Below are 13,034 nucleotides of genomic sequence, written 5' to 3'. Positions count from 1 at the left end.
CACAGCCGCGCAACCTCGACCGCGGTCGCGAAGTCGAGGACGCCTCAGGAGCCGTCGCGCGTGTTCTGAGCGTTGAACTCGGGGGTTCTGGAGGTAGGACTCTCGCGTTCTGAACGTAGGACACTCGCGTTCTGGGTCAGGGTGAGCAGGGTCAGGGCGCGGGCGTGCCAGGAGTGCGGTTCGACGGAGGCGCGCAGGCGGTGGGCGGGCAGGAGCGGGCCGGCGGCCAGGGTGGTGCGCAGGGCGTCGACGAAGTCGGCGTGCGTGCGGGCGGCGCGGACGCGGTCGGTGTAGGCCGCCAGCTCGGCGAAGTCGGTGCTGACGACCGGGAGGCCCAGCGCCAGGTACTCCTTCAGCTTGATCGGGTTGGACCGCTTGATCCAGTCGTTGTCCTGCCACGGCATGATCGCCACGTCGAACGCCGAGCCGTAGGCCGGGATCAGGCTGTACGGCCGGAAGCCCAGCCAGTGCACGTTCGGGTACTTGTCGAAGCGCTCCATCGGGTGCGTGGCGTCGCCGATGAGCACCAGCGACGCGTGCGGCAGCTCGGCGGCGACGCGTTCCAGCAGGTCGAAGTCGACCACGAAGTCGTCCAGGGCCCCGAAGAAGCCGATGCGCGGGCCCGGGATCGCGCGCACGTCGTCCGGCCACTCGTGCTGCGGCCGCGCGGTGAAGTGGTCGACGTCCACGCCGTGGTCGAGGAAGTGGGCGCGGGAGCCGGTGCGCGGCAGCTCCTCGTCCATCAGCGCGTGGCTGACGTAGACGACGTGGTCGGCGTTGGCCAGCAGCTCGTTCTCCAGCGCCTCGATCGACGCGCGGTCGGCCTCGGGGAAGTCGGAGTGCCGGTCCGAGCGGTTGAAGACCAGGCGGTGGCGGCGCATCGGGGCGACCACGTCCCACGCGGTGGGGATGGTGACCATGATCACCGGCGTGCGCAGGCCCAGCGCGAGCGCGACCAGGCGGACCTGTGCGCGGACCAGCACGGCGTTGACCTTGCGCAGGAACGGCGAGCCGTAGAACGGCAGCGGCAACGGCGACATCACGTAGAAGTCCGGCATCGGCCGCCGCACGAACTTGGCCACGCTGCGCAGCTTGCGCAGGATGCGGCGGGACACGTGGGTGCTGTTGCCGCGGGTGGGCATCCGCATGCCGATGCTGTTGACCACCAGCACCCTGCGCTGCCCGGCCATCGACCGCATCAGCTGGAAGTCCGAGTGCGCCCGGTTGTGGTACCACCAGTCCTGCGCGGAGAAGCACACCCAGCCCGGCTCGGGGCCCGCTCCGGGGCGTAGCGGCCACCGCCGCCAGCGCAGCAGGTCGCCGACGGCCTGGCGGTGCTTCGCGCCCCGCGGCACGCGCAGCAGCTCGTTGAGCAGCACGACGCACCACATCGCGAACGCGGCCGCCCGGCCGTGGCGCTCGCGGACCATCCGGACGCGGTTCGTGGTGGCCATCGACCACAGCACCGGCGACGTCGACTGCTCGCCGCCGATGTGCACGGCGCGCGCCCGCGGCTCGTAACGGACGACGTAACCGCGCTTGCCCGCGCGCAGCATGTACTCGGTCTCCTCCGAGTACAGGAAGTACCGCTCCTCCAGCACGCCGGTCGCCTCGCGCGCCTCGCGCGAGATCAGCCACGCCGCGCCGGTCGCCCAGTCCGCCGTGCCCGCCGTCTCGTACCGGAGGGGGTCGACGACCAGCTCCCCGAGCGCCTCCGACCGTCCAGCCCGCGTGCCACCCAGGACCGCTTCACCCAACGCGCGCAACGGGTTCGGCGCACGGCGCAACGACAGCTGCGGCGCGCCGTCCACGCCGGCCAGGCGCGGCACCGCGATCCCGGTGCCGGGCAGCGCCAGCGCGGCGCGCAGGAACGCGACGGCGTCGCGGTGCAGCCGCACGTCCGGGTTGAGCACCAGCACGTCGCAGTCCGGCGCGGCGGCGAACCCGGCGTTGACGCCCGCCGCGAACCCGTCGTTGGACGGTCGGGCGACGACCTGCGCGTCCGGCGCGACGCGGGCCACGATCTCCAGGGTGTCGTCACCGGAGGCGTTGTCCACCACGATGACCCGACTGTCCGGGATGGACTCCAGCGCGACGGCGACCGAGGTGAGGCAGTCCTCGACCACATCGGCGCTGTGGTAGGTCACGACGACGACGGCAAGCGGCACGGCTACTCCCCGGTCCGGGTGCCGACGCCGTCGGCGGCAGGGCGGCGGAACCGGGTGCGCAGCGCGCCCCCGAGGAGGCGGAATGCGAACGGCAGGTCGTCGCGCAGGTAGCGCTTGGCCAGGCGGCGGGGTTCGAGCGCGAGGCGGTGCAGCCACTCCGCGCCCATCTTCTGCACCACGCCCGACGCGCGCCGGAACTCACCGGCGGCCATCGGGATGCCCGCGCCGCAACCGAGGAACCACGCCCGCGGCAGCTCGGCGCGCAGCAGGCGGATGAGGCGTTCCTGCTTGGGGAAGCCCAGGCCGACCAGGACCAGGTCCGGCTCGGCCGCCACGACGTCGGCCACGGTGGCGGCGGTGGCCTCGGCGGAGGCGTCGAACCCGAACGGCGGCGAGGCCGTGCCCGCGACGCGCAGCCCGGGGTAGCGGGCGCGCAGCACGTCCGCGGCCTTCTCCGGCACGCCCGGCTCACCGCCGAGCAGGTAGACCGACCGCCCTTCGCGCGCGGCGGCCTCGGCCAGGGTGAACACCAGCGACGAGCCGGTGACGCGTTCGGGCACCGGGACGCCCGCGAGCCTGCCCGCCCACACCACCGGCATCCCGTCCGCGACGACCAGCTCGGACTCGGCGATCAGCGCGGCCAGGTCCGGCTCGCGGGTCGCGGCGCGCACGATGTCCACGTTGGCCGTGACGATCGCGCCGCCCTCGGCCCGCCGCCAGGCCCGCGCGACGTGGTCGGCGACACCGGACTCGGGGACGGACCACACGTCGACGGCGCCCACGCGGACGCGGGGCTGCGGGATGTCCGGCATACCCGCGTCATCGGGTTCCGGGCGGTCCCCGTTACGACAGGCCCGGATGGCGGTAACGGTCACCGCACGTGACCGATATCGGGTGCATGTACGTTGCGTCCGTCCGGCCTCGCGAGCGGGTCGAGGGCAAGGTCCCCGGCACCGTGGTGGCGCTGGGCGCGGTGAGCCTGCTGACCGACGTCTCGGCCGAGATGGTCACCGCGTTCATGCCGGTCTACCTGCTGTTCACGCTCAACATGGGCTACGCGCAGTTCGGCGTGCTGGACGGGCTGTACACGGGCGCGACGGCGGTGCTGCGGCTCGTCGGCGGCCACGTCTCCGACCGCACGCACCGGCACAAGGCGGTCGCCGCGGTCGGTTACGGGCTGTCGGCGGTGACGAAGCTCATCTTCCCGCTCGTGGGCGCGTCGGCGTTCGGCATCGGTGCGGCCATGGCGGCGGACCGGGCGGGCAAGGGGCTGCGCACCGCGCCGCGGGACGCGTTGATCTCGCTGGCCACGCCGCCGGACCGGTTGGGCGCGGCGTTCGGGCTGCACCGCGGCATGGACACGGTCGGCGCGCTGCTCGGGCCGTTGGTGACGTTCGGGCTGATGTACTGGATCGGCACGGTGGCCGGCCCGGTGTTCGCGGTGAGCGCGTGCTTCGCCGCCGTGGGGCTGATCGTGCTGGTGGCGTTCGTGCGGGAGAACCCCCGACCGGCGTCGACCGGGCCGCGCCTGTCGTTGCGCGCGGGGCCGGCGCTGCTGCGGGAGCCCGCATACCGGCGGCTGGCGATCGGCGCCGCGGTGCTGGGGCTGGCGACGTTGTCGGACGCGTTCGTGTTCATCCTGGTGCAGAAGGCGACGGACGCGCCGCTGCACCTGTTGCCGTTGTTGCCGCTCGGGACCGCGCTGGTGTTCCTGGTCGCCGCCGCGCCCGTGGGTCGGCTCGCGGACCGGGTCGGCCGGTGGCCGGTGTTCCTCGGCGGGCACGTGCTGCTGCTGGCCGTGTATCTCCTGCTGTTCGCCCCCGGCACCGGGTACTTCGGGGTGGGAGCGGCGCTGCTGCTGCACGGCCTGTTCTACGCGGCGACGGACGGTGTCCTGTCCGCCCGGGTGAGCACCCTGGTGCCGGAGTCGTTGCGGGCGTCCGGTCTGGCCGTGGTGCAGACGGGGCAGGCGCTGGCCCGGCTGGTGTCGTCCGTGGCGTTCGGCCTGCTCTTGCAGTTCGCCGCGTTCGGCACGGCGGTGTGCGCGGCCGTCGGTTCACTGCTCGTCGCCGTCGTGGTCGCGTGGTGGCTCAACGCTCGTGGTACCTCTTCCGCGCCCTCAACGCCAGCCGCGCGATGACCACCATCGAGCCGACCACGAACGCGAGGTAGCAGACCAGGCGGACGACGAACCCCTCACCGCCGGGGGCGTGCCGCAGGGCGAGCCACACCAGCAGGCCCAGTCCCACGCCGGTCAGCACCGTGACCAGCACGGGGTGGCGGCCCGACCAGCGGTCGAAGCCGATGGCCCGGCGACGGGACCGCTCGGTCGGGAAGCTGCCGGGGTCCGCGTCCTCGGCCAGTTCCACGTCGTCGAAGTTCGAGCGCATGTCACTCCCCCAGGAGGTGGGTCGCGTCCTCCTGGGGGAATGCCCTTCGGTCCGGCTCGCTACACCCGGTTCAGAGCAGGCCGATCGGACCGTGGGCCGCGGCACGGCCGTGGGTCAGGTCGCCCGCGTAGCCGGCCGTGTAGCCCTGGAGGAGGGTCGCGACGCCCACCAGGAGGGGCACGTTGGCGTCACACTGCGCCTTGCCGTTGGCATTGGTGGTGGCGGTGCAGAGCGGGTGCCCCTTGACCGTGCGGAACGTGATCTGCTTGTTCGCCACCGGGTTGCCGGTGTGGGACTCGGTGAGCGTGGCGTCCAGACCCCGGACGGTGAAGCCGAGCAGGCGCGGTTGCAGTTGCGCGTAACCGGCGGTGAGCTTGGTCGGCGCCGGTGGCACGGCGTGGATGGCGATGCCCACCGGGTTCGCGCCCACGGGCACCGTGCCGGTGACGGCGAGCGTGACCGTGTCCACAATGGACACCGTGCCGCTGGTGAAGTTCGTCACGTACGCCTTCGCGCCGTCCGGCGTCAGCGCCACCGCGATCGGCCTGCTGCCCACCGGTACCTGGGCCACCGGGGCCAACGCGACGAGGTCCACCACGGACAGGCTGTGGCCCTCGCTGTTGGTCACGTACGCGCGCCCGCCGTCGGGCGAGACGGCGACGCCGTGCGGGATGAAGCTCACCGGGACCGTGCCCGTCACGGTGTTGGTCGCGGTGTCGACCACGGCCACGTTGTTGGAGAACTTGTTGACCACGACCAGCTTCGCGCCGTCCGGCGTGACGGCCACCGCGGTCGGGGTGTTGCCGGTCGGGATGTCGGCGATCTCCGCGTTCGTCGTGGTGTCCACCACGGACACCGTGCCCGGGCCGACCACGTCATGGGCGACGTAGAGCCGCTTGCCGTCGGGCGTGATCGCGATGCCGTCCGCGTTCGCGCCGACCGGGATCGTCTCGGTGGTCGTCAACGTCGCCGCGTCCACCACCGACACCGTGCCCGCCGCGTAGTTGGACACGTACACGTGGCCGCCGGACGGCGACACCACCACGCCGGCGGGCCCGTCGCCGACCGGCACCGCCGCGTCCACGGTGTTGGTCGGCGTGTCGATGACCGTCAACGTGTCGTCACGCACGTTGGTCACGTAACCGCGCGTGCCGTCGAACGCCACGCCGACGCCGTACGGCGAGTCGCCGGTGGAGTCGACGAGGGTCGTGGTCACGGCGTTGGTGGCGGTGTCGAGCACCGACACCCCGCCGCCGTTGTTGGCGACGTACCCGAGCACGCGCACCGGGCCCTGCGCGACCGCCGTCCCGGACGGCACGAGCAGCAGCGCTGCTCCCATCGCGATCGCGCCACACGCGGCCGGCGCCTTGCGGATCTTTCTGAGCAGCACTGTCGGCCTCCAGGGGTTCGAATCCCGCAGTGCCCCAATCGGCGGGGAGCGCTGCGCCGTTAGCAGGTCAGAATCGGTACACGTGGACTTGGTACGGGCCGAAGTCGTCCACGATCCGACCGTCGACGATCGGCACGGCCCGGTCCTCACCCACGACGGTGGCCGTGCCCGACGACACCGGCACGGTGAGCGTGACGCGGCCGGCGAGGCTGCGCGGGTGGTCCTTGGTGCCGTCGGTCTGCGCCAACACCCATCGCTCGTCGCCGACCCGCTTGTGCAGCGCCGACACCGGGATGCCGCTGTCGCTCGACGCCCTGACGCCCGGCAGGTTGGGTGCGTTGAGCACCGGCGCGAGCGACTTCAGCCGCGCGTTGACCGCGGCGACGCGGGCGGTGATCTCCGGCCGGGTCAGCACGCTGGAGTACTCGCCGGTGCCGTCGGTGTAGAAGCTGTGCGCGAAGTAGTTGATGCCCGTCGCGCCGTGCAGGATCGTGTTCCAGACCGCGGACTCGAGCTGGTCGGGGTCGATGATCTCGCCGCGGTCGTGCGGGTGGCCGGTCTCCACGAACCCGTACAGCGGCTTGTCCGGCCCGCACCACTTGCGCATGGTGTCGATGACCTGCCCGTAGCTGTACGCGCCGACGGTGTGGTTGCGGTCCGGGTGCGTCCAGCCGTAGTAGTCGGCCGACGCGATGTCCGCGGCCGAGCAGTACGTGCGCATGTCCTCTTCGTAGGACTCCTCGATGTGGCCGTAGCCGACCTCGCCGGTCGGCGTGCCCATCCACGGGCTGAAGTTGAGGTACGTCGGCCGGGTCGGGTCCTTGGCGCGCACCGCGTCGGCGGCCTTCACGATCGCCGACGGCTGCATGTCGGGGTGGAACACGTCGCCGTAGACCTTGGTCATGTCCGGTTCGTCGGCGATCAGGTAGCCGATGTAGTTGCGGGCGTGCGCGGTGTCGGCCAGCACGGCGTCCACGCGCGTGCCGTCGACGTACACGCGCCAGTCGGTCTCGTGAAGCCCTTCCTGGCGCAGGTACCACCACTCGTCCTCCCACAGCCCGATGCCGGCGTCGATGCCGATCTTCGGGTACGCGCGGCCGAGCTTCTCGCCGTTCTCGATGCCCGAGGGGTCCTGCATCCAGACGTTGATCGGGAAGACGTTCGGGTCGCCGGTCGGGTTCGGCCCGTTGGCCCACTTCTCGTAGTAGTCGACGGACGGGCCGGCGAGGACCGGTGGCGGGTCGGCCGGCCGGTGCGCCTCGGCCGTGCACGCGGTCACGGCGAAGGCCAGCGCCGCCAGCGCGGCGGTCCTGTTCACCGCGGCGACCGGACCCGCCCGCGCGCGGCCAGCACCTGCTTCGCCTTCTCGAAGCCGCCCGGGCCGAGCAGCCGCTGCGCCGCGGTCTTGGCCACGTACCGCGCGCCGTCACGGGCCGTGCGCAGCGGGTGGCCGACGAACCGGTCCCGGGCCAGCACGCCGCCGGCGGGCTCGGGCACGTCGTCCAGCGCCGGGCCGAACAGCGCCCGGTACGGGGCGGGCGAGACCAGCCGGCCGCGGGTGCGGTTGCTCACGTTCCCGCCGTGCACGACCTGCAACCACCCGGGCGGTCCGCCCAGCGACACCACCTCGGCGTGCCGGTGCAGGCGGTTGTGCCAGTCGGCCCAGCACGTCACCGGCGCGTCCCAGCTCTCCCGCATGGAGGCGAACGCGTTGTCGCGGTCGTGGTGGGCGAACAGCCCGGTCGGGCTCTTGACCAGCCCGTTGGCCAGGTACAGGGCGGTGCGGCGGCCGGTGGGCCGTTCGGCCTGCAACCGGGCCACGAAGTCCGCGGCCAGGCCGTCGTCGTTGTCGAGGTTGGTGGTGATCAGCACGTCGCCCTTGACCGGGAAGAGCGCCGAGATGTCCTCGACCAGCTCGTCGCGGCCGACCTGGGTGCGGAACACTGGCGTGTACGCGTCGCCGTGCGCCTCGACGCGGTCCTTGAGCCACCGCGGGCTCTCCGGGTCGAAGTAGATGAGCCACCGGAAGTTCGAGGACGTCTGCGCCGCCACCGAGGGCAGGCAGTACCGCTCGAACAGCGCGACGCGTTCGGTCAACCACCCCTCCCGCGCCCGCACGACGCTCTCCGCGCCCACGGACGGCAGGTTGAAACGCGTCAGCACGACGTGGTCCATGGAACCCCTTCCCGTATGTCCCTCTACATCGGGATCGGGGGCCCGCCGTTAACGATCCGCGGTCGGGCACGATGAGTAGGGCGTGACAGAGCCTCCGGCACGGCCAACGGTCGACGTCGTCATCCCCTGCTACAACTACGCGCGGTTCCTGCGTGCTTGCGTGAAGAGCGTGCTCGACCAACCCGGCGTGGACGTGCGGGTGCTGATCATCGACGACACGTCGAGCGACGAGACGCCCGAGGTCATGGCCGAGTTGACGCAGGACCCGCGGGTCGAGGGCCGCCGGCACGAGGTCAACCGGGGTCACATCGCGACCTACAACGAGGGCCTGCTGGAGTGGGCCAAGGCGGACTACACGGTGCTGCTTTCGGCGGACGACCTGTTGGCGCCGGGCGCCCTGGCCCGTGCCGCCGAGGTGTTCGAGGCGCACCCGAACGTCGGCATGGTCTACGGACGTGTTGTTTATTACAGCGATCACAACGACCTGCCGTCCGTGCTGACGCCGCCCGCCGGCCGCACGGTGTGGTCGGGCGTCGACTGGATCGAGGCGCGCTGCCGCACCGGGCAGAACGTGCTGTCCTCCCCCGAGGCCGTCGTGCGCACGTCGGTGCAGCAGGAGGTCGGCGGCTACCGGCCGGACCTGCCGCACGCGGGCGACCTGGAGATGTGGATGCGCATCGCCGCGGTGTCCGACATCGGGTACGTGCGCGGCAAGCCCGCCGCGTACTACCGGGTGCACCAGCAGAGCATGATGCGCACGCGGTTCTCGTCGCTGTTCGCCGACCTGGAGCAGCGGCAGGCGGTGTTCGAGCGGTTCTTCGCCGAGCACCCCCACCTGCCGCCCCGGCTGCGGTCGCTGGCCAACCGGTCGATCGCCAAGGACGCCCTGTGGCGGGCCGTGCGCGCCTACGACCGGGACAAGCTCGACGAGATCCCGGTGGACGAGCTGGTGGCGTTCGCCCGGCGGGTGTTCCCCGACACCGAGCGACTGGCCGAGTACCGGGCGTTGCGGCGGCGGCGGGCGCTGGGGCCGAAGGTGTGCAGCCGCACGCAGCTGTTCGTGGGCAGCCACCTGGCCAAGCGCGGGGCGGGCGTCGTGGGCAAGCAGGTCTGGAAGTGGCGCGGCCAGTGACCGCCGACGTGGAGCCGCCCCGGGCCGAGCGGCCGGAGCTGCGGCGCAAGGTCTCCTCGGCGATCCGGTGGAGCGCGGTCAACAGCCTGGTGCAGCGGTTCGGCCAGGTCGGTGTCGGGGTGCTGCTGGCGAGGTTGATCGCGCCCGAGCAGTTCGGCGTGTTCGCGGTCGCGCTGGTGGTGCTCAACATCGTGATGAGCGTCAGCGAGATGGGCGTGAGCGTCGCGCTGGTGCGCACCGAGCGTCCCGTCGAGGAGCTCGCGCCCACCGTGACCACGTTGTCGATCACGTCCGGCGCGCTGCTGGCGCTGGTGTGCGTGGTCGGCGCGCCGTGGTTCGCCGGGGCGATGGGCACACCGCAGGCGACGGGCGTGATCCAGCTCATGTCGTTGTCGCTGGTGGTCGCGGGAGCGTCGGCGGTGCCCGGCGCGCTGCTGCAACGCGAGTTCCGCCAGGACCACAAGTTCGTCGCCGACACGTCGGCGTTCGTCGTCGGCACGGCCGTGGTGGTGGTGCTGGCGCTGCTGGGCTTCGGCGCGTGGAGCCTGGCGTGGTCGCGGATCGCCACCAACCTGGTCGCCGCCGCGGTGATGTTCGCCTACACGCCTCGGCGCTACCGGCCGGGGTTCGACGCGGTGCAGGCGCGCGGGCTGCTGGCGTTCGGGCTGCCGCTGGCGGGCGCGAGCCTGCTGGTGTTCGGGGTGCTCAACGTCGACTACATCATCGTCGGCGGCGTCCTCGGCACGGTGCCGCTGGGCTTCTACCTGCTCGCGTTCAACCTGGCGAACTGGCCGGTCGGTGCGTTCTCGCAGCCGGTGCGCAGCGTGTCGCTCGCCGCGTTCTCGCAGGTCAGGGATGACCCGGAGCTGTTCTCGCGCACGTTCGCGCGCGCGTTGCGGCTGCTGGCGCTGGTGACCGTGCCCGCGTGCGTGCTGCTGGCGGCGCTGGCCGACCCGCTCGTGCGCACGATCTACGGCGAGCGGTGGGCCCCCGCCGCGCAGGCATTGGCGGCGCTGGTGCTGCTGGGCGCGCTGCGGGTGGCGTTGGAGCTGGGGTACGACTACCTGGCCAGCGCCGGGCGGTCCCGCGCGATCCTGGTGATCCACCTGGTGTGGCTGGCGGCGCTGGTGCCGCTGCTCGCGCTGGGCGCGCACCTGGACGGCATCCGGGGCGTGGCGCTGGCGCAGAGCGTGGTCGTGCTGGTGGTGATCGTGCCCGCGTATTTGATCGCGTTCCGGCCCTACGGGCTGCGGGCGCGCGCTCTCGGCGCGGCGGTCGCCCGGCCGGTGCTGGGCGGCGTGGTGATGGTCGTGGTGGCGGCGGGCGTGCAGTGGGTCGTCGACGGCCCGTTGTGGCGGTTGCTGATCGGTGGCGCGCTGGCGTCGCTGGCCTACGCGGCCGTGGTGTTCCCCCTGCGCCACGAGGTGCTGGGCCTGTTGCGGAGGAGTGGCGCGTGAGGGTCGTCCAGCAGTTGCGGCGTCGGGCGCACCAGGTCACGCGCATCGTGCGCGACCAGGGTGTGCGCCAGGTCGGCGCCCGTGCGCTCGGCCGCGCGGCGCGGCGGTTCGGCGCGGACGCCGAGGTGTTCCCGGTGCGGTTGGAGGACGTGCGCGCGGCCGACCTCGGCGCGCCGCGGCCGGTGGTCGTGCCGCCGCTGCCGCAGGACGGGCGGTTGACGGTCAACTGGGTCAGCACGCCGCCGTCACCCGGCTCCGGCGGGCACACCACGATGTTCCGGCTGATCGAGCACCTCCAGTCGCTGGGCCACACGTGCCGGCTGTACCTGTACGACGTGTACGGCAGCCGCGCGGCCGACCACGAGCCGGTGATCAGGTCGGCGTTCCCGGGGTTCCGCGGGTCGGTGCACGACGTGCTGGACGGGATGGCCGACGCGCACGCCGTGTTCGCCACCGCGTGGATGACGGCCTACCCGGCGTTCAACGACCCGTGCGCGGGCAGGCGGTTCTACCTGGTGCAGGACTACGAGCCGTGGTTCTTCCCGGTCGGCGGGCTGTCGGCGCTGGCGGAGAACACCTACCGGATGGGGTTCCACGGCTTCACCGCGGGCCGGTTCCTGGCCGAGAAGCTGCGTGCCGAGACGGGCATGGCGGCCGACTCGTTCGACTTCGGCTGCGACGTCGACCGCTACCACCTGCGCGAGGGCGTGCCGCGGGACGGCGTGGTGTTCTACGCGCGCCGGCTCGCGCCGCGGCGGGCGATCGAGATCGGGCTGCTGGCGCTGGAGCTCTTCGCCGAGCGGCACCCCGACGTGGTGATCCACACCTACGGCGAGAAGATCGGGTCGCTGGGGCCCCGGCACGTCGACCACGGCCTGGTCACGCCCGACCGGCTCAACGACATCTACAACCGGTGCTACGCGGGCCTCACGCTGTCGATGACGAACGTGTCGCTGGTGCCGCACGAGATGCTGGCCGCGGGCTGCCTGCCGGTCGTCAACGACGCCGTGCACAACCGCGTGGTGCTGGACAACGACCACGTCCGCTACGCACCCGCGACACCGCACGACCTGGCCCGCGCACTGTCCGATGTGGTCACCACGCCGGACTTCGGCGCGGTGGCGCGGGCCGCCTCGGCCAGCGTGTCCGGCCGGTCGTGGGACGCGGCCGGGCACGAGCTGGAGAAGGTGCTCAGGCGGGAGCTCTCGGCCTGAGCAGCCGCCGCTGCGCCGGCCGTTCGACGAGCCGGTGCAGCAGCCAGGCCAGGGCCAGCGAGACGCCCAGGAGCGCGACCGAGATCCCGATCGCGCCGGCGAGGCCGACCTCGCGCGGCCCGAACGCCTCCGCCGCCCGCATCACCACCTGGTGCACCAGGTAGAACGCGAAGGACACCTCGCCGAGGAAGACCGCCGTGCGGCCGCGCCACGGTGACCGCGAGCCGGTGATGTCGGCCGCGGCGGTGGCCGGGATGAGCAGCGCGAGCGGGACCACCGTGCCCGCCACGTAGCCGAACGTGCCCGGCAGGTGGCCGGAGGCGACGTAGCCGACCACGGCCAGCGCACCCGCCTGCCACAGGGACAACCGGATCCACCGGCCCGCCCGCACGATCCGCGCGAGCACCATGCCCAGCGCGAACTCCAGCGCCCGGGTCACCGGGAAGACGTAGACGAACCAGTACTCCAGGCCGTCCGGGAGCGGCAGGGCCAGTGCGGGGACCGCGACAACGGCGGCCACGAGGCCCACCGCCAACGCCCAGAGCCGTCGGTGCGGCACCCGGTCCACCCGCGCCAGCAACCACGCGAAGGCGGTGTAGAACGCCGCCTCGCACGACAACGACCACGCCGGCGTGTTGACGCCGAAGTAGATCTCCTGCACCGGGATCCACGCCTGGAGCAGGACCAGGCCGAGCACGCCCGCGAGCGGCGACGCACCGCCCGTCCAGGCCAGGCCCGCGAACACGACCACCCAGACCACCACGTGGTTGGGCAGCACCCTGGCCGCCCGGCGCCGCAGGCCGACGCTCGTGGGGACACCCTCGCGAGCCGACCAGGTGAGCACGAACCCGGACAGGAGGAAGAAGAACCCCACCCCGGTCGCGCCCTGCCCGAACACCGCCGCCAGGACGCCTTCCGCGCCCGTTCCGGTGAACAGGCCGCCGGCGTGCAGGTGGAAGCCGAAGACGACGAACGCGGCGAGGAAGCGGAGGCCGGTGAGCGAGGGCAGCCGGACCGGTGGCAGCGGCGGGGTGGCCGACTCGGGCGCCGACTCCGGCGCCGGGACGGGGGCTGGGGCGTTCGTCATCGGCGCGTGGGCCGACCGGCG

General features: G+C 72.7%; 11 protein-coding genes. 4 read left to right on the top strand and 7 right to left on the bottom strand.

Annotation, left to right across the window (positions count from 1 at the left end; genetic code table 11):
- Positions 1 to 44 precede the first annotated feature (44 nt).
- Both LZG04_RS42605 and LZG04_RS18220 read right to left on the bottom strand, forming a co-directional pair.
- A complete protein-coding gene (locus LZG04_RS42605; protein ID WP_233818524.1) occupies positions 45 to 2,168 on the bottom strand; it encodes a glycosyltransferase in 2,124 nt (707 codons plus the stop codon).
- A gap of 2 nt (positions 2,169 to 2,170) precedes the next feature.
- A complete protein-coding gene (locus LZG04_RS18220) occupies positions 2,171 to 2,980 on the bottom strand; it encodes a WecB/TagA/CpsF family glycosyltransferase (protein WP_233818522.1) in 810 nt (269 codons plus the stop codon).
- An 86-nt stretch (positions 2,981 to 3,066) separates the two neighbouring features.
- On the opposite strand from LZG04_RS18220, the gene LZG04_RS18215 reads away from it, so the two are divergent.
- Positions 3,067 to 4,308: an MFS transporter gene (locus tag LZG04_RS18215; protein ID WP_233818520.1), complete on the top strand. Its 1,242-nt coding sequence runs from the start codon at positions 3,067 to 3,069 to the stop codon at positions 4,306 to 4,308.
- Here the strand turns inward: LZG04_RS18215 and LZG04_RS18210 are convergent.
- From LZG04_RS18210 to LZG04_RS18195, 4 genes are all read right to left on the bottom strand, one after another.
- A complete protein-coding gene (locus LZG04_RS18210) occupies positions 4,259 to 4,558 on the bottom strand; it encodes a hypothetical protein (RefSeq protein ID WP_233818518.1) in 300 nt (99 codons plus the stop codon). The genes LZG04_RS18215 and LZG04_RS18210 overlap by 50 nt on opposite strands.
- Positions 4,559 to 4,628: 70 nt before the next feature.
- A complete protein-coding gene (locus LZG04_RS18205) occupies positions 4,629 to 5,948 on the bottom strand; it encodes a cytochrome D1 domain-containing protein (protein ID WP_233818516.1) in 1,320 nt (439 codons plus the stop codon).
- 67 nt (positions 5,949 to 6,015) lie between these two features.
- Positions 6,016 to 7,266, bottom strand: a complete 1,251-nt coding sequence (locus tag LZG04_RS18200) for a hypothetical protein (protein WP_233818514.1) — start codon at positions 7,264 to 7,266, stop codon at positions 6,016 to 6,018.
- A complete protein-coding gene (locus LZG04_RS18195; RefSeq protein WP_233818512.1) occupies positions 7,263 to 8,111 on the bottom strand; it encodes a glycosyltransferase in 849 nt (282 codons plus the stop codon). Before LZG04_RS18195 ends, LZG04_RS18200 begins: the two co-directional genes overlap by 4 nt.
- A gap of 94 nt (positions 8,112 to 8,205) precedes the next feature.
- Between LZG04_RS18195 and LZG04_RS18190 the strand changes: the two genes are divergently transcribed.
- Genes LZG04_RS18190 through LZG04_RS18180 form a run of 3 tightly spaced genes read left to right on the top strand, consistent with a single transcriptional unit; the run spans position 8,206 to position 11,926 of the window.
- Positions 8,206 to 9,255 (top strand): glycosyltransferase, encoded by a 1,050-nt coding sequence (locus tag LZG04_RS18190; RefSeq protein ID WP_233818509.1) that lies wholly within the window; start codon positions 8,206 to 8,208, stop codon positions 9,253 to 9,255.
- On the top strand, positions 9,240 to 10,712 hold the full coding sequence (locus LZG04_RS18185) for a lipopolysaccharide biosynthesis protein (protein WP_233818507.1): 1,473 nt from the start codon (positions 9,240 to 9,242) through the stop codon (positions 10,710 to 10,712). Before LZG04_RS18190 ends, LZG04_RS18185 begins: the two co-directional genes overlap by 16 nt.
- The gene (locus LZG04_RS18180) at positions 10,709 to 11,926 is read left to right on the top strand and encodes a glycosyltransferase family 1 protein (protein WP_233818505.1); all 1,218 of its coding nucleotides are present in this window, start codon (positions 10,709 to 10,711) and stop codon (positions 11,924 to 11,926) included. The genes LZG04_RS18185 and LZG04_RS18180 overlap by 4 nt, the downstream gene beginning before the upstream one ends.
- On the opposite strand, the gene LZG04_RS18175 is transcribed toward LZG04_RS18180, so the two are convergent.
- On the bottom strand, positions 11,904 to 13,013 hold the full coding sequence (locus LZG04_RS18175) for an acyltransferase (protein WP_233818503.1): 1,110 nt from the start codon (positions 13,011 to 13,013) through the stop codon (positions 11,904 to 11,906). The two genes, LZG04_RS18180 and LZG04_RS18175, sit on opposite strands and share 23 nt — an antisense overlap.
- Between the last annotated feature and the right edge of the window lie 21 nt (positions 13,014 to 13,034).

Origin of the sequence: Saccharothrix sp. S26 (assembly GCF_021390395.1) — a bacterium.
Lineage (GTDB): Bacteria > Actinomycetota > Actinomycetes > Mycobacteriales > Pseudonocardiaceae > Actinosynnema.
Note: the sequence above shows the minus strand (reverse complement) of the source record. Positions and strands in the feature narration are given on the sequence as shown.